Below are 17,501 nucleotides of genomic sequence, written 5' to 3'. Positions count from 1 at the left end.
TAAATAATTCTTTGTTGGAAAGCGTGGAGGATCGGTCAAAAAAAAGCCGAAGGAGCTTTCTCCGACAATTTTATTATGTAAAAATAACAAAAAACAGTATTGATGGATATTCAAGATTAAATGTCTAATCACAAGCCTTTTTCCATCATGATCAAGTCCTGAGGACAAAAACAGTTTCGACAAAGCATAAAACATAGAAAAGATGAAACCAATAATTGGTCTCATCCTTTTCTTTATAACGGCATTGGTGTGTCTGTCGGGTTCGCATAGCCTTCTTTGTATTTTTCATCTATATATTGGCGAATTTCTTTTACCGTTTTTCCATCTTGCTTCATTTTGATTGCTTCTGCTGCAATTTCTAAGCAGACGTTGCAGCGTGTTCCATGGTCATCCCATACAACAGAACCATTTTGATTTACTTGCTTAACAAAACAATTTAGACTGCTCCGATGTCCGGCATGGTCGCCGCAGCCACAATAACAAGGAATCCATTGCAGCAGCTCCATTGATTTTCCGGCTGCTTGATAGATGATTTGAATGTTTTCGCTATATTCATTTAAAAAGGTCGGCAGTTCATCCCTTGAAGCAGTTGTTTCCCACAAGTCGCCATTCGGCGCGTGCTCCATGGTTGATTGTTCTTTATTTGAACTGCAAGCAGAAATGATTATTGTAATAAATAGTAATACCAATAATTGTTTGGCTTTCACAACGTCACACTTCCTTTTATAAAGTGTAATGAAATCCTTCTTTTCTGTTCATCAACGAAAATTCACAAATTGCATTCAGCTGCCGAACATAGAACCATCTGGCGGCCGATGTTACCCTTACAATATATATTCCTATTTCCCTTCCTTAAAGTTTTTCTCTCAATTAATAAAGTCTAATGAACGGCATACATCTTCAAAGCTTCTGATATCATTCCATTATATTGTAAAGGGGGTACTTCTAGCAGCTGCTAAATATCCTTTATTTTTAAATCCGAACTTGCGAAGGGTGAATAGACTTTAACCTCTACAAGAAAAATACCATAATCACTAAATAATAAAAAGAATCTTCCTTTAGTTTTAAAAAATTGTCAATGGTCAAGTTTGATCAAAAAAAGGAACCTTCCTTAAGAAAGTTCCTTTTTTATAGCTTACAAAAATTCAAACTATTCTTTCTATTATTATAATAGAACATTTTACGCTCTAACAGTTGATTTGGCCTGAACCCTTCCGACAATACCTGTAATAATAATGACAATGATCGCTGGAATAAACCAGCCGAGTCCTTGTTTATAAAATGGTAATATCTGTTCATAAAACGAAACAATTGGTACCATCCATCCGAAATAATCAATTCCAAGTGAATCACATAATGATTTCAAACCGTCAAAAATACTGATTAAAAATGTAACTCCAGTCGCTGAAACATATACAATGCGTGCGTGATGGAAAAGCGGCGACAAGAACGTTAACAAAATCAAAACAATCGCTAGAGGATAGATGAACATTAAGACAGGGATAGAAAATGAAATAATGTTTGTTAATCCAAAGTTTGCTATTACAAAAGTAAGTAAGCTAAAGAAGACAACCCACGTTTTATAGCCGATTTTCGGAATCAATTTATGAAAATATTCAGCATTCGCCGTTATTAAACCAATGGCAGTCGTTAAACATGCAAGAATGATAATAATAGCCAGCATAATTAAACCGAATGTGCCAAAATAATGTGAAGCCGCATTGCTGAGAACGGGTCCACCTGTTTTAAAAATTCCGAAAGCTTCTACACTTGTTGCTCCTAAATAAGCAATTCCAATATAAATCAGTGCAAGCAGTGAAATGGCAACAGTTCCTGATTTTGCTGTAGCTTTCAGAATATCTTTTTTTGATGTTACACCTAATTTGCGTATGGCATTGATCACAATAATGCCAAATACAAGTGATGCAAGGGCGTCCATTGTACTATAGCCATCTATAAAACCTTGGGAAAACGCATGAATTTTATACACGCCTTGCGCTGAACCAATATCCCCAATAGGATTCACAACTACCATAAATAAAAGTATGGCAAGAAGAATCACAATTCCAGGTGCTAAAAGTTTTCCAACATTATCGACAATCTTAGACGGGTATAAAGAAAACCAAAAAGTCACAGCAAAAAATAGCAGTGTATAAATAAACAATCCAACTTGATGAAATTCCTCAGCAACAAACGGCGTAATACCGACTTCATACGCAACAGTTCCAGTCCGTGGTGCTGCAAAAAAAGGACCAATTGTTAAATAGAGCAATGATGTAAGAAAGACGGCATAAGTCGGATGAACTCTACTAGAAAGCTCTTGCAAATCACTGCTTCCGGAAAAACTCATCGCTATAATCCCGAGAAACGGCAATCCAACTCCAGTAATGATAAATCCAGTCACAGCAAACCAAAGATTTTCCCCGGCATTTTGTCCAAGCTGAGCCGGAAATATTAGATTCCCTGCCCCAAAAAATAGAGCAAACAACATAACTCCAATGACAGCAAGCGAAGAAAATGATAGCTTTTGATCCATAATTTTTCGATCCCACCATGATGTAATTTTTTTAAATCGATTTATGAAAACAATTCACACGATTCATACAATAAATTATATTATACTATTTTTTTACAAAAATTTCAACGAATTCATACTTATATTATGAACATTCATTTGGATAAATATGCTAGAAGCAGACGGAAATGAACGCCTGCTTCAAATAATCGTAAGTCATCATCGCTTATTCTTTAAAATCTTGCTTCAACCTTTTGCCGAACAAAACTATTTTCTTATTTTTTGTCTCAAATAATAAAATTTGCAGGTCTTTTTAACCGAAACATTTTTCTTATAAAAAGTTTAGCCTCCATAATAAAAACCGGTTTCTTTCAATGCTAGCGGATCGCCTTCCCGGTGCACGCCGGCATTGATCACTTCACCGACGTAAATATAGTGGTCACCTTTTTCTATTTTTTCCACCACTTTACACTCAAAAAAGCTCAACGCATCTTTAAAAATCGGACATCCTGTTTCTTCGGTATAGAATTCGTATCCCGCCAACTTGTTTCCTTCCGGTTCAATGGATCGGAAAAAAGCAGTAACCATTTCCTTCTGCCCCGTCTCCAAAATATTGACGCTAAATACCCCGCTTTTGGCAATTTGTTGTTGTGAACGTGTACCCGCTTTTACAGCAACTGCAACTAAAGGCGGTTCAAAAGAGGTTTGAGTCAACCAATTTCCAGCAAATCCATTGGCACCGTTTTCATCTTTCGTACCAACAATGTACAAGCCATATGTAATTCCACGTAAAGCCGTTTTTTTCGCCTTTGCATCCATTTTGAACATCACCTTCCTTTGAAATCAATTTTTGGTTTGTTTTGGTATTCCTTTACCTTCATTTTAGGCAAACGATCATAATATGTCCAGTTTTTGCTTGTCGTTTACCTAGAATATCGGCCAATTGTTCCATACTGCTTCCAATTCTCTCATAATGACCTCAACTTAAAACGTCATATCATACAATAGAATGAAAATCAGCCTATTAACATATGAAACGCTGGTATGCGGCGGGCATACCAGCGCTGAAGGTGATCTGATGCTTTTAAGGCTTAGCGGTACTCATTGTGTAAGTCTATATTTATATTGTATGAAAATTAAAGCAGCTAATATTTAGATCGTTCAAAATGTTCAATGTCACTCCATCACCAAAAATATCTCCATTGATCAACAATTCTTCCCATTGCCGAATCAGCCAATATACCGATAAAAATCGCAAACAGGAGGGAAAATATAGCAACATAGATAAAAAATGAGTATAAAGGATCTATTCCTTTTGAATATTTCGTTAGCAGTACACTTATCAAATAATATGGAATTAAAACGATCGCAAGCAAAAGTGAAATGCTCAGCACAATGTTTCCATAAACATGGGATTTTAACAAAACTAGCAATAACGAGATAAGCGAAACAATGATCGCGGTGGTAAGATGTGCTCCATATATAGCTGTTACCTCTTTAAAAGATGCACTTGATCCAAACAATTTATTAACAATGAACATACACAATAACACGAGCGCAACAATAAGAAAAACAAATACAAAAACATTAAAAAATACCGAAACATACGAAGGTCCATCATAAAACTCATTTATCAGTCCTTGAGTACCATGAATTGCCGATTTAAATAGATTGCGGACAAAAACGCTAACCGTTAGTGTGACAATGAACACAAATAAAATAATGCTGATAAAGCCATTCACCCATTCATTTTTTTCTTTGCCAAAAATGGATGACGGATGTTTCAAAAAATGAACGAAATAGCTTCCATACACTTTCGACTGCTTTTTAACCTTTTCTACATGTTCATTCATTTGCGTGGAAGCTGCTTGGCCATAAGACGGTTCGGGATTTCTGTTAATTGAAACCTGATCCCCGCCGCCTCCCGCTGTTTCTTGTAGATTTGGATCATTATTCAATTTTGCCCCGCATTTCCCACAAAAATTTCCTTTTTCTTGTTCATTTCCACATTGATGACAAATCATTTTCCTCTATTGTTCCTCCTCTATTGATTGGTATAACATGGGCAGCCGCCTACAATCGGCTTGCCCAAACATTGAATGAAGGTCTTCTACGAATTTAATTGAATCACTGCTCCTTTGTATTCATCCAATTTTCGATCAGTGTTTTATGCTCCTTGCTTCCAACTGTTTCTTTCGCATATTGCGGATCAACGATCGGATCTTGAATAGTGGATAATTTATGCATTAGCACTCTTGTCACCGCTTCGTTGATGCGCTTTTCTTGAATTTTTCCGTCTTTCACTGCTTTCACTAAGCCATTATAAACCTCCACTTGATGCTCATATTCATGGCAAACGAGCAGCAAATCCGCTCCGGCATTAATCGCTTCGATTGCCATATCTTCATATGAATAATATTTATTTACTGCGCCCATTTCAAGATCATCCGTGACAACAATTCCTTTATACCCCAGCTTTTCCCGAAGCAGCTTTTGAATCATAACAGAAGATAAACTTGCTGGTTTGCTAGGATCATAACTTGGATATTTAATGTGAGTCATCATAATGAAAAATTGATTGTGATCTGTATTTTCAATGAGCTTTTTAAATGGATAAATATCGGAATTCTCCAAATCCAATTTGTCCGCTTTTACAGAAGAAGTGTCAATATGCGGATCAACACTGCTTCTTCCGTTGCCGGGAAAATGCTTGAGCGTTGCTGTAATCTTCGCTTCATGCAATCCTTGAACCACTTTTGCACCATACGTATAGACTGCTTCCAGATTTGTACCAAAAGATCGGCTGTCAGTCTCTGACAAATCCAAAACAGGTGCAAAATTTAGATGAAATCCCATGGCAGCCAATTCCCTTCCGTTCAGAAGAGCAATATCGTACACCGCTTTTTCATTTGCAGCTTGCCCTAGCTTCTGTTGGGATGGGATGGGAGACACTTTTTCTCTCATCCGCAAAATGTCTCCCCCTTCTTGGTCCACTCCGATCATAAGCGGCACTCCAAACCGCTTTTTCAGCGCGAGCCTTTGCAAAGAATTATTTAATTGCGCAACTTGTTCCGGAGTCTCCATGTTGCGGTCAAACAAAATGACAGAACCGATATGTTTGTTTACGATTAAATCGGTTATTGCCTCGTCTTTTTCCGTGCTTTTAAAGCCCACCATCAAAAGCTGGCCGACCTTCTCGCCCAAAGACATATCATCCACTATTCTAGCTGCTTTTTCTTCGACCGTTTCTTCTTTCTTATCGTTTTTTTCTTCTTGCGGAGCTGCAACATTACCCGCTTCTTTTACTTCCGGTTCTTCACGTTGCTCTTGAATCTTTGTTTTTTGATTTTCCTGAAAGAGCGGCAATTTCGGGATTGATATAATGGCAAAAATACTCAAAATAAATATGGCGAAAATGAGAAGCAAAGATTTCCATTTCATTCCGTTCTAGTATTTAGCTTTTTAATTTCAGGCGTTGCTAATTTCCAGCCGTCTGATTCCTTCACTAAATACCATTTCCCTCCCCATTCTTGTACTAATGTGGAGCCGTCGTCCTGTTTGTCATAAGAAGTTAATTGAAAACTCACTGTCGCTTGATCATTTTCTATACTTTCCACACTTACATTCGTAACTTCATTTTTAAAATTGTTTTTTAGCCCTTTAGACCATTTTTCATAGCTAATTTTACTGCGACGGCTTGAGGAAAACAGTGCATATGCAGTTTCGTAATCACCGCTTGAGATACTAGTATAATGGCTCATAATCACATTTTCGATCTCCGATTGTTCATCATGATAGTCTTCTAATGAATCTCCAACATCTTCGAAATCTTCCATTGGAATTTCTTGTTCAAATAATAGATCAATCGTTTCCCCGGCTTCTTTAATTGTCTTTTTATTGCTTTTCAACGTACCATCAGCAGTTTTTATTTCGGCATGAAGCATCATCGAACCGTCTGTTGCAACTGGTCCAAACTCTTCTACATCCGAAATTTTTAAACCTGTGCTCTTTCCATTGACGAATAAAGTGGCATCTTCAATATTTGAATATAAATATACATAATCTCCAGTTAAATCAAAATTTATGTACACTTTATTTTCTTCTGCATCACTTGGCGAAACTTCTTCCACTTTCTTTACGTCTGCGTATTCTCCTTTGTATACTGCTTGCACTTTATGATTGATTGGCAAAAACGGCCCGTAAGTCCGTTCTTCGTCTTTTTTTATAGGTTCATATTTTTTCCCATCTATGTAAATATGGCTATCATGATTTGCCGTTACGACAATATATAAATTTTTAGGTATGAGTGCATAATAATCAAAAAATAACCATTTTTTCCCTAATTTATTGATCGAAATATCTGCATCAGTATGCTCAGGAAATGCCCCTTTTTCATAAATAACGGCTTCTTCATGCAAGCTATTTTTCAGTTCAGAAAATTCCGATGGGTTCATTTGATAATAGTCAATTAATTGTTTGGCCACTTTTTCATCTATTTTTATATCCGATTGCTTCGAGTTTAGTAAATGAGCCACTTTTTTTGCATCATGATTGTTGACAGCTAGAATAAAATTTTCCGCCAGTTTTGTCGGTTTATAGACCGATTTTACAATAAAAAATGAACTTGCAATTACTAAAATTAATAGAACTCCAATACTTGCAAAAATCTTAGATTTTTTCGTTGCCAGCACCGGTCTTCTTGATCTTGATCCCTCCCCTGCCGTCATTACATTTTGTGAATGTACGGCGTTTTGTGATTCTACGACTTTCGCGCCGCAATTCGTACAAAATGTTTGATTTTCTTCTAATTGGTGTCCGCATTGTTGACAATAGTTCAATCATATCACCTGCTTTCTTCATACATTTCAAGGAGATTATATCATTTCATAAGGCTTTTGATAGGTTTTCTGAATAATTAGACATTAACACAAACAGCACTCTTCTTAGAGGCTTTTCAAACATTTTTTAAGCTTCTATCAATCGGAGTGGAGACTTTGAACAAAAGGGTGTTATATTTGCCCCTTTTTTCATTAAGTATAGGAAAACCCCCGACTGAGTTGAAATTCATACATTTTACTTATATAAGAAATTTTGTTATAATATTTATTAGCAACCAGTAGGTTTGAGTGCTAACAATATACGCCACTTTCATTTTTCATTCATCCATCTGTTATGAACTTCATAATCATAGACTAATGGAGGGATGACAAATGAAAACATTACTGTTAGCTGGTGGTTTAGGAACACGTTTACGCCCATTAACTGAAAATTTGCCGAAACCGATGGCACCCATTGCTAACCGGCCATGGCTCGAACACCTCATCACTTATCTTCGCGATCAAGGAATCAACCAATTCGTAATAGCCTCACATCACTGTTCAGATGTCATAAAAAATTACTTCGGAGACGGCAAACGTTTCGGTGTAGACATTGAGTACTCTGATGAAACACATCAAATGGGAACAGCAGGAGCTATCAAAAATGCTGAAAGATTTTTGAAGGAAAGATTTCTTGTTGTAAATGCCGACATTGTTCACTTGCCAAACTTGATTCCTCTTCTTGAATTTCACGAACAAAGCGGCGGGATCGCCACAATTGCACTGACGGAAGTAGATGACCCTTCTTCTTACGGTGTCGTTCAACTGGACGATTCCAGCCGGATTTTGCGTTTTGTTGAAAAGCCTCGTCGTGAAGAAGCACCATCAAATTTGATCAATGCTGGTTTGTACATTCTTGAACCAGAAGTAATGCGCTACATTCCAGCAGGACGTGAAGTTTCTATCGAACGTGAAACATTTCCCACCCTTATTCAAAAAAGCAAAAATGTATACGGAAAAATAAGCAGCGGTTACTGGTTTGATATGGGAACACCAGAACGTTACCGGAAAATTCATTGGGACGTTCTTGAAAATCGGAACCCGTTGCCTACTCGCGGAAATCAAGTTCAACCGGGCGTTTGGTTAGGAAAAGACACCAAAATCGGATCTGCCGTCCGCTTTATCCCTCCTGTTTTAATCGGGGATAATGTCGAGGTAGGCGATCAGTCAGTAATTGGTCCGTTTGCAGTGATTGGTGATCATTGCCGCATTGGCTCCAAAGTGCATTTTTCAAACTCTATTCTTTGGGATCAATCAAGCATAAGCGATAATATTCGTGTCAACAACAGTATTATGGCTTACAAGACATTCTTAAATGAAGGTAAAGTGTACGACAACTTGATCTTGAACCAATATGAGAGGGTGATGCAAGCATGAGTCGAATTGCATATGTCAGCACATATCCTCCGCGCCGCTGCGGTATTGCTACCTTCACTGAACATGTATTTACAAACGTAAGCGCTGCTGGCAAACGCGGTAATCGAGACCCAATCATTGTACTTTATAATGAAAATGATGACAGAAATGTATATGAAAATAATCCGAGATTTTGGCCTTTGCCAATGCAAGATCGTTCAGCTTATGTGAAGATGGCCAAAAGGGTCAATCGAAGCGATATTTCTGTTGTAGTTTTGCAGCATGAATTCGGCATTTTCGGCGGTGAAGCGGGAGAGTACATAGTCGACTTTGTACGCGCATTAAATAAACCGCTCGTTACGACGTTTCACACGATTTTCTCTGATCCTAAGCCGCCATATCGGCAAGTCCAGCAGGAAATTGCCGATTTAAGCGACGCTATAGTCGTCATGAATCGCAAGGCTGTCTCTTATTTAGTCCGAGCGTATAATTTGCCCGAAAATAAAATTGTCTACATTCCACATGGATCGCCTAAACCTCGAGATAACGAGCGGGATCAGCTTCGCCGCCAGCTGGGATTTGAAGGCAGAAAAGTATTGCTTACATTTGGATTACTGAATCGCGGCAAAGGAATCGAGTCTCTAATTTCAGCCCTCCCAGAAGTTGTCCGTGAAGTACCGGAAACGTTATATATTATCGCGGGACAAACGCATCCTGAAGTGAAAAAGCGGGAAGGAGAATCATACCGTGAAGAGCTGCAAAACATGATTCGTCAGCTCGGATTAGAAGAGAATGTCCGAATGATTGACCGTTACTTTAATGAAGAGGAGCTCGTCTCCTACTTAACAGCGTGTGATCTATATGTAACTCCTTATCCGGGCTTGCAGCAAATCACAAGCGGAACGCTGGCTTATGCCGTCGGAATAGGCCGTCCGATTCTCTCCACGCCATACGAACATGCGCAAGATTTATTAAAAGGCTGTGAAGAACTGCTTCTTCCGTATGGCGACATCAAAGCATGGGAACAGCGATTAAAAGAGCTATTAATGGATGACAATGCATTGCACCAATGGGAAAATCGAATTCGGCAGATTGGAAAGGCAACCCATTGGCCAACTGTCGGGATGCAATATTTGAAGCTGTTTGCCAAAATCGGCGAAATGGACTTGGATGAGAAGGGTGTGAAAGAGCCGAACGAAAGCGTGGTGAAACACGTTGCCCCAACCAAATATTAATTTTGATCATTTGGAACGTTTAACTGACGATACAGGGTTGATCGAGCATTGCCTCGGCCGGATTCCGCGCCGTAAAGAAGGATATTCAACAGACGACAATGCGCGCGCCCTTTGGCTATGTATTGAATGGATAGAGCTTCTTCAAGATGAACCGTCTGAATTGAAGAGACTCTACGGAATGCTTGATCGGTATTTAGCCTTTTTGCTTTGGGCTCAAAGGGATGATGGATGGTTTCATAATAACTTTTATTATGACCGAACACCTGAATCGGAAACTCGATCTGAAGATTGTCTTGGTCGATCAGTTTGGGCAGTGACAATGGCCTATTTAAAACTTAATGACAATGCCCGCCGCTATGTGGCAGCAGAAATTTTGCGCAATGCCCTTTCTGCATGCCGCAAGCTTCGTTTTGCCCGCAGCCAAGCATGGGTGCTGGCCAGCTGCAGCAAACTGCTCATGGAAAAGAAAAACAGCATTTCCTCTCTTGGAATAGCAGAAGATGAACTTAAACAATTGGCAGAGACATGCGAACATAGTTTATTAACAGCATACAAAGAGCACCGAACGGAAGATTGGCATTGGTTCGAAAAACAAATGACATATGCCAATGGAATTTTGCCTTGGGGATTATTTTTATCCTATCGATACAACCGTCGCAATGAAACATTGCGAATTGCCAAAGAGAGTCTTGATTTTCTCATCGAAAAGATGGGCGGATTCAACAGCTCCTCCATTCGTCCAATCGGCAACCGGGGTTGGTGCAGCCGCCACAATCGCGCCGACTGGGATCAGCAGCCCATCGATGTTATGAAACTAGCTTTAGCTGCAAACGAAGCTTATCATATTTTGGATGATTCTGCTTACTTACAAGTTGTACTGCGCTGCCGAGACTGGTTTTATGGCGGGAATGACCATCACATTCCTTTAGTCGATCCTAGCGATGGCAGCTGCTGTGACGGTCTGAACTCCGATGGCCCTAATCAAAATCGGGGCGCGGAATCAACTCTTTCCTATTTAATGACTGAAGCTTTAGCACATCCGCTAAAATTGGAAGTATTCGAAAAGATTTAATAAAAAATCTTTTTTTCAGTTGTTCAAAAAAGTGCAGCCGCCTTTTCCTCTATTCTTCGGACGATATGGCGATTGCATTGGGGAGATCATCATCTCCCTAATTTTTTTGCTGTTTTCTTTTCCTCCAAGTTATTTCCTCGAGCTGGATCTGAAAACGTAAATGAATTTTTTGTTATTCCACAACCTTTTGCAATTTTTTTAAAATGTTCATCCAGCCATGATTCATCCGTTCACGAACAACAGAGCTTTTTTCATTTACTTTAGGCAGCACATCGTCAGGATGCTTCCATCCGCTGTGAATAAGAGTAAATTCAGTTTTATCCCCTAAATCCTTCAAAATAAATGAAACAACCCAGCCTTCTGTATCCCATGTGAAAGAGAGGCGGTAAGGCGGTTCAAGTTCTACCACTTTACATGGAGACGGCCCGAAAGGAGATTGCAGATGGAATTCATGTCCCAGCTTTGGCTGAAAATCATTTGGCATGAACCATGACGCAATCCCCTCTGACGTAGCCGCCGCCTCCCAAACTTTTTCAATTAAGGCTTCTAATACAATTGATTGATGAATGTCTTGTAATGGATTTTGATGATTTTTTTCCATAGTCTTGCTCCTTTTTACATCATTTAGTTTCAAATTATATGAAACCACAAGGTATTATGTCAAATGCACTGACTCATGAAATAGAAATTCTTAGATATAAATGAAAAAAACCGTTCCGAACTAGAACGGTTCTTTATCTTTGTAAACGCTATCATTTTTTGCATCAGTTTCAAAGGATCATAAAAACAAATCTTTATTAATGGGCAAATTATTTTTCTCGCAATAAGTTAAGTAATGATCGATAAACCAAAATACATCTACCGTTTCAATGATACGGTCTTGATCATCGAGAAATTCAAGCGGTCCGTTTAAATGAAACACAGTTTCCATCCCTTCGTCGGAAACGAGTGTATGTGTCCTGCCCGGACTTTCGCGAATAAAATCTCCCGGTTTTGCGATCCAGTCGTATTCTTTGTAATACCAGCTTCCTTTAATCACATAACCAGTGACAGGACCGCGGTGGCGATGCCTGCCAAGCGTGCCGCCAGATCCAACCCGAAGAACATTGATGGAAGTATTGCTGCGAATATCAAAAGACAAATGGCGTATCCAGACGTTTTCTACAAACGGGACCCATGGCGAAGTTTCTAAAGAAGAATGGATATAACCTTCAGAAAGCGCAAATTGGTCTCGTCTCACATCTATTCTTTTTTCCACCTGTACATAATGATCCACAATATCCCCCCGCGCCTTTTTATTTTTCTTTTAAAACAAGGTGAAAAAATTCACTAAATGTATATGATTTCTTCATCCAAATATGACAAATTCTTTTTAGTCTAGAAGAAGGAAAGGTACTGCTAAAATTTACAATAATTAACATATTTGGTTATAATCTAATATGAATAAAAATTATTCATCTTTATCATTTCATTTAGTTCATTTTCTCCCCTGCTTTATGGGCATATGCAAAAATAAAGATCAAAACAGAGGTGAAAGCAAAAATGTTGTGTGGATTTCTTTAGCTGAACAGTCTGCAGCAGGAATTGAACAAACATCTGCCGCATCCGAACAGACGAACAGCTCGATGGAGGATATTTCAGTAAATTCCATGAAGTTGGCAAATCTGTCAGAAGGGCTCAACGGGTTCGTTCAACAGTTTAAGCTATCTAACTAATTTCTAATACCAATTATTTCAAGCTGGTCGAATACGTTTCATGCGAATGGCATGCCAAAATACAAATCGAGTAGGAGGGGGTGACTAACCCCCGACCTCTCACACCACCGTACGTACCGTTCGGTATACGGCGGTTCAATTAAGTATGACGTAGTGCTTGATATCTTTCGAATAGACTTCTTAACCCTCGACGCTTCCAATAGGAGTTGTCGAGGGTTTTGTGTAGAATGGGACTGCAGGCAATCCGCCAATATTTCTTGCGTGTATTGCCCCATTCGAATGCTTTATGGCTTGGAACTTCTAATCCTCTGAGTTTCCGAATTCTTGTTTTCGGGGTTTTCCATTCTTTCCACAAACACATCCGAAGCCTTCGTCTAATCCATTCATCAAATTCTTTGAACTTACTTGGTGTTTCTGCCAAGGCAAAATATCCGCACCATCCCATTAAATACTTATTCAGTTTCTCAATCCTTTTCTCCATTGGATACGGTTTCGACCTTGATGTAATTTCACGAATCTTGTTCTTCAAACGTTTCACACTTTCGTTCGCAATCCGTACCTTTGGAGTCTTATTGAGTGTGAAGCTGAAACCGAGAAACTTCCGTTTCCAAGGACGGTCTACCGCCGATTTCTCTTTATTTACCTTGAGCTTTAACTCCTTCTCTATAAAGTTCGTAATGGAGTTCATGACACGAATTCCTGCTTTCTTTGTTTTCACATAGATGTTACAGTCATCCGCATACCGAACAAACTTATGTCCACGTTTCTCAAGCTCTTTATCCAATTCATGAAGCATGATGTTTGATAAAAGTGGACTAAGCGGGCCGCCTTGAGGCGTTCCCATGTCCGTTTCCATTACCACTCCATTGATCATCACGCCTGATTGAAGATACCGGCGAATTACCTTCAGTAGAATTCGATCTTTGATCGTTTTCGCCAAGATCCCCATCAGTTTGTCGTGATTCACCTTGTCAAAGAATTTCTCTAGGTCTATATCGACTACCCAACGATATCCTTCTTTGATATAACCCTTTGCTTCCCTAACCGCATCATGTCCCCTTCTACCTGGTCGGAAACCATAGCTATGGTTCGAGAAGGTCGGATCAAAGATTTTCGTCAACACTTGGGCAATCGCTTGTTGGATGAAACGATCCGTCACGGTAGGGATCCCTAGAAGTCTTACTCCACCGTTCGGTTTCGGGATTTCGACTCGACGGACGGGTAAGGGCTTGTAGGTTCCTTCTCTCAACGACTGTCGAATGGAGTCCCAATTTTCGTAGAGGTGTCTTCGTAGGTCTTTTACGGACATGCCATCTACTCCGTGACCTCCTTTATTCTGTTCGACTCGTTTCAGTGCCGCCAGGAGATTTTCCCGTGACAAAATCATTTCCATCAACATTGATATCCTCTCCACGTGAACGAATTCTTCTATTTGTGCCATCTTCTGCTCCACCCTCTTGAAGTCCCCCGTGGGATTCACCACTTCCTCCTTCAAGTAAGTCCTATCGGATTGTCTGCTTCCACACAGAAGGTGAACGCCTAGCGATTCGTTCTCCTTAATTGTTCAGTCCTTCCTCTTTCGTCTCGAGCTCGAAAAGAGTACTATGACTTCTGCTGACTTCTGACTGTTCAGTTATCTATCACTAGATAGGTTACCAAGGTTACTTGGCGTGCCAGCCAGACCTCCCCGGGTAAGTACATGCACTTTCACACCATCTATCCGCCTCATTTACTCGATATGACCTTCGACAGAAAGAGCTTTGTTTTGTTTCGCAAACTCACTCAATCATACCTAGCCTTATATGAGGTTCGTGTTCCTCGGACCGGTGTTTTGCCTCCAGCTTCCTTCAGATTCCGCGTCACCACGGACACCCTTGCTCTTGGCTAACCTCTACTTCTGTCTTCGGGGTTCGGGACTTACACCCTATAGTTCATGTACATGCCGGGCGCACAAAAAGGACAGCCTTTGATTAAAGAGGCTGTCCAAAAATCCGTAAACGCCCAAGCGATCGCGCTTTATTTTCCTTGTACGACGACTTCAATTGAACTTCGTCGCCAGCAAATGATCCAATTCCCCGCACTGTTTAAAACAAGTTACGGGTTGGAATCAATTTTCCCAACGAGAATAGATTTTTACAAGCCTATTCATCTTGTCACTTCGGTCTAAAAAAGGTGATAAATAACAACAGTTCTTAGCGTTAACTAGACGACTTGGATTTGGCCAGTTTCGTATTTTTCAATGACTTGTTTTGCCAAAAGACAGTAATAAAAAGTGTAAACACTAATAAAATGCATCCTAAAATGAAAGGATACAAAATTTGAATATCATATAATATTCCCGCCAACATCGGCCCCAATATATTTCCTATACTCATATATGCGTTGTTTAACCCCATGGCAAAGCCTTGTTCATTTCCAGCCATCTTTGAAATAAGAGTGTTCAAAACAGGACGCAAGATGGATGTTGCAAGAAAAATCAAGAGGGTGATGACAAAAAACAGAGAATAGCTGTCGGCAAACAATGAAAGGAAAAATCCAATTGCAACTACGCCTAAAAAGAAATTTAAAACGGCTCCTTCCCCAAAGCGGCCGACAAGCTTATCGACCACAAACAACTGCACAATCACACTTATCAGTCCAGTTAATGTAACCATCCAAGCAATTTCTTGCGGTGTTGCCCCAAACTGATCATCCATATATAACCCGATGACAGATTCATAAGCCATTAAACCAAAGCTCATAACAAGAGTAATAATCAACAGCATAAAATAAGGCTTATGAGCGGACGAAACCAATTTTTTTAACATCGGCTCATCATTGATTTGCGTTTTTTGTTCCGGGGTATGTTGTTGTTCAACACTTTCTTTTAAAACTGTTAATGAAAAAATAACAGCAGCTAAAGAGACGATCGTTGCAACAAGAAAAGGCATTTTCAACCCAAAATCAGCAAAGAAACCGCCAACCCCTGGTCCTATTACAATCCCAAGCGACATGGCTGCTGATATGAAACTGTTGCCTTTAGCCCGCTGCTCAATTGTCGTAATATCGGCAATATAAGCAAAAATAGCGGGTACCAGAAGCGCGGAGCCTATCCCTCCGACTACACGCGAAGCGTACAGCCACCAAATGGAATCAAATGCGTAAAAGATAAACATAGAAACAGTTAAACCGATTAATCCTAAAACAATCATTTTTTTCCGTCCATACTGATCTGTCCATTTCCCTGCAATTGGAGAAAACACAAGCTGGGCTCCTGCAAATATTGCGACCATTAAACCAGCTGCCGTACCGCCTTGACCAATGGACTCCAAATAAGCAGGCAATATGGGGATAATAATGCCGAAGCTTCCAATAGTTATAAACATGTTAATCATTAAAATAATCATTTTTCTCCACTGAGACATTGACATAGTGAGTACCTACGCTTTCTTCCGGTCTATTTCAAGCACATAGAAAACCTGCTATTCCGTTTTCTGGACAGCAGGTTTATTCTACAGGCATACTGCGGTGATTAAGTATTTAGCATTTTCAAACACATACTAATCCTATCCAGAAAATATATTCGCTTCCTTAAAAATGCAGCTTAAAGATAGAATTAGTTAGTCATATCCAAACCATCATCCTTCCGCTTTTTTACAGATTTATAATATCTTATAACATCAAACAAATCAAATAAAAATTTAAATTCAATGCAGGCAACATAATGCTGAAAAGGGAAAAAATAAAAATTTAAATTCAATGCAGGCAACATAATGCTGAAAAGGGAAAAAACAGAAATCCCGACCGAGAGCCTGAGGAAAAAATCCGAGCGTTGAAAAAGAAACTCGGCATAGACGGTACGAATGAAAGCAAAATGATGTGCCATCAACATAAAAACTAACGTATATTATAATCAATACAGGCATTTAAACTTAGCAGACGCACTATCCGGCATGCTTTAAGATCCGCTGTCTTTCATTCTACTTGAAGTAAAATGTATTCGCTTAGAATTTGAAGATCCAGCGAAAACTCAAAAGGGCAAAATACATGTGGTTTTGCATGATACCAACTTTTTCCCCGTTTTGTTCGGGGGCTGTCTATGATAATTCATTTGATGAAATAAAATCCTCTGAAATTGATTCATTTGAAACGAATTTTTAGCACATAAAAAAACCCCCTCAAAGTTGTGAGAGAGTTTAACCCCTTAAACAAACGTTTGATTAAAACCCTGCATGACTTAAAGTCCCAGCAAACTTACCTCCATAAACAGCGCTCTCATCAAATTTTGTATTTGGTCAATATTATCGTTTCATGGGCATGTTTGGACAATTTTATTATCGACACTTAAAATGAATATCCTACATGTTTTCATCTTCATCAAACGTTTAGATGCCCCACGATGAACACCTCCTAATTTAGAGCCTGCCTTAATCTAAAAATGCCTTCCGCAATTTCTTCTTTTGTTAAATTTCCATATCCTAAAATAATTTTGTTTTGATGGATTCCTTTTTGAATAGCATGAACTTCTTCAGGATAAATTTTCACTTTATGCTTCTTCATTATTTCATTTACTACTTGATTAAAAACACGATGTTTTGAAATTCTGCGACTAAATGCAAACCGGTGGAATCGCCAAAAATTTTAACTGTGTCGCCAAATTGTTCAGTCAAACATTTTTTTACATAGTCACGCCGCGCTTTATATATTTTTTTCATTTTCCTGATGTGGCGCTCTAAATGCCTTTCATCAATG

At 39.1% G+C, this 17,501-nt stretch carries 15 protein-coding genes; 4 read left to right on the top strand and 11 right to left on the bottom strand.

What is annotated here, in order from left to right; all coding sequences use genetic code 11:
- Nucleotides 1-233: 233 nt before the first annotated feature.
- The 6 genes from NSU02_RS01700 to NSU02_RS01675 form a co-directional block, all read right to left on the bottom strand.
- Nucleotides 234-707: a PCYCGC motif-containing (lipo)protein gene (locus NSU02_RS01700; protein WP_063386536.1), complete on the bottom strand. Its 474-nt coding sequence runs from the start codon at nt 705-707 to the stop codon at nt 234-236.
- A 473-nt stretch (nt 708-1,180) separates the two neighbouring features.
- Nucleotides 1,181-2,536 carry a branched-chain amino acid transport system II carrier protein gene (gene brnQ, locus NSU02_RS01695; RefSeq protein WP_339193968.1) on the bottom strand — a complete coding sequence of 452 codons (1,356 nt, stop codon included), beginning with the start codon at nt 2,534-2,536 and terminating at the stop codon, nt 1,181-1,183.
- 321 nt (nt 2,537-2,857) lie between these two features.
- The gene (locus tag NSU02_RS01690; protein WP_339193966.1) at nt 2,858-3,334 is read right to left on the bottom strand and encodes a flavin reductase family protein; all 477 of its coding nucleotides are present in this window, start codon (nt 3,332-3,334) and stop codon (nt 2,858-2,860) included.
- Nucleotides 3,335-3,699: 365 nt separating this feature from the next.
- The gene (locus tag NSU02_RS01685) at nt 3,700-4,539 is read right to left on the bottom strand and encodes a DUF6574 domain-containing protein (RefSeq protein WP_339193964.1); all 840 of its coding nucleotides are present in this window, start codon (nt 4,537-4,539) and stop codon (nt 3,700-3,702) included.
- 103 nt (nt 4,540-4,642) lie between these two features.
- Nucleotides 4,643-5,956: a beta-N-acetylhexosaminidase gene (gene nagZ / locus NSU02_RS01680; protein WP_339193962.1), complete on the bottom strand. Its 1,314-nt coding sequence runs from the start codon at nt 5,954-5,956 to the stop codon at nt 4,643-4,645.
- The gene (locus NSU02_RS01675; RefSeq protein ID WP_339193960.1) at nt 5,953-7,353 is read right to left on the bottom strand and encodes a zinc-ribbon domain-containing protein; all 1,401 of its coding nucleotides are present in this window, start codon (nt 7,351-7,353) and stop codon (nt 5,953-5,955) included. The genes nagZ and NSU02_RS01675 overlap by 4 nt, the downstream gene beginning before the upstream one ends.
- 372 nt (nt 7,354-7,725) lie before the next feature.
- Between NSU02_RS01675 and NSU02_RS01670 the strand changes: the two genes are divergently transcribed.
- The 3 genes from NSU02_RS01670 to NSU02_RS01660 are packed head-to-tail and all read left to right on the top strand — an operon-like array spanning nt 7,726 to nt 11,055.
- Entirely contained in the window at nt 7,726-8,769 is a 1,044-nt protein-coding gene (locus NSU02_RS01670) for an NDP-sugar synthase (protein ID WP_066250486.1), read from the top strand.
- On the top strand, nt 8,766-9,983 hold the full coding sequence (locus NSU02_RS01665) for a glycosyltransferase family 4 protein (RefSeq protein ID WP_117017019.1): 1,218 nt from the start codon (nt 8,766-8,768) through the stop codon (nt 9,981-9,983). Before NSU02_RS01670 ends, NSU02_RS01665 begins: the two co-directional genes overlap by 4 nt.
- Nucleotides 9,964-11,055 (top strand): glycosyl transferase, encoded by a 1,092-nt coding sequence (locus NSU02_RS01660; protein ID WP_066250481.1) that lies wholly within the window; start codon nt 9,964-9,966, stop codon nt 11,053-11,055. Before NSU02_RS01665 ends, NSU02_RS01660 begins: the two co-directional genes overlap by 20 nt.
- Before the next feature lie 172 nt (nt 11,056-11,227).
- Here NSU02_RS01660 and NSU02_RS01655 read toward each other — a convergent pair whose 3' ends face one another.
- Both NSU02_RS01655 and NSU02_RS01650 read right to left on the bottom strand, forming a co-directional pair.
- A complete protein-coding gene (locus NSU02_RS01655) occupies nt 11,228-11,656 on the bottom strand; it encodes an SRPBCC domain-containing protein (protein WP_066250478.1) in 429 nt (142 codons plus the stop codon).
- 177 nt (nt 11,657-11,833) lie between these two features.
- Nucleotides 11,834-12,331, bottom strand: a complete 498-nt coding sequence (locus tag NSU02_RS01650) for a 2,4'-dihydroxyacetophenone dioxygenase family protein (RefSeq protein ID WP_198318555.1) — start codon at nt 12,329-12,331, stop codon at nt 11,834-11,836.
- Between the two features lie 271 nt (nt 12,332-12,602).
- On the opposite strand from NSU02_RS01650, the gene NSU02_RS01645 reads away from it, so the two are divergent.
- Nucleotides 12,603-12,770, top strand: coding sequence for a hypothetical protein (locus NSU02_RS01645; RefSeq protein ID WP_339193957.1), 168 nt, complete (start codon nt 12,603-12,605; stop codon nt 12,768-12,770).
- A gap of 139 nt (nt 12,771-12,909) precedes the next feature.
- Here the strand turns inward: NSU02_RS01645 and ltrA are convergent, their stop codons facing one another.
- From ltrA to NSU02_RS01630, 3 genes are all read right to left on the bottom strand, one after another.
- Nucleotides 12,910-14,169, bottom strand: a complete 1,260-nt coding sequence (gene ltrA / locus NSU02_RS01640; protein ID WP_094245397.1) for a group II intron reverse transcriptase/maturase — start codon at nt 14,167-14,169, stop codon at nt 12,910-12,912.
- Nucleotides 14,170-14,968: 799 nt separating this feature from the next.
- On the bottom strand, nt 14,969-16,180 hold the full coding sequence (locus NSU02_RS01635; RefSeq protein ID WP_066250471.1) for an MFS transporter: 1,212 nt from the start codon (nt 16,178-16,180) through the stop codon (nt 14,969-14,971).
- A 979-nt stretch (nt 16,181-17,159) separates the two neighbouring features.
- Nucleotides 17,160-17,309, bottom strand: coding sequence for a hypothetical protein (locus NSU02_RS01630; protein WP_186439321.1), 150 nt, complete (start codon nt 17,307-17,309; stop codon nt 17,160-17,162).
- Nucleotides 17,310-17,501 lie beyond the last annotated feature (192 nt).

The organism is Aeribacillus sp. FSL W8-0870 (assembly GCF_037963755.1).
GTDB lineage: Bacteria > Bacillota > Bacilli > Bacillales > Aeribacillaceae > Aeribacillus > Aeribacillus composti.
The sequence above is the reverse complement of the archived record's forward strand: the minus strand, read 5'-3'. Positions and strand labels throughout refer to the sequence as shown.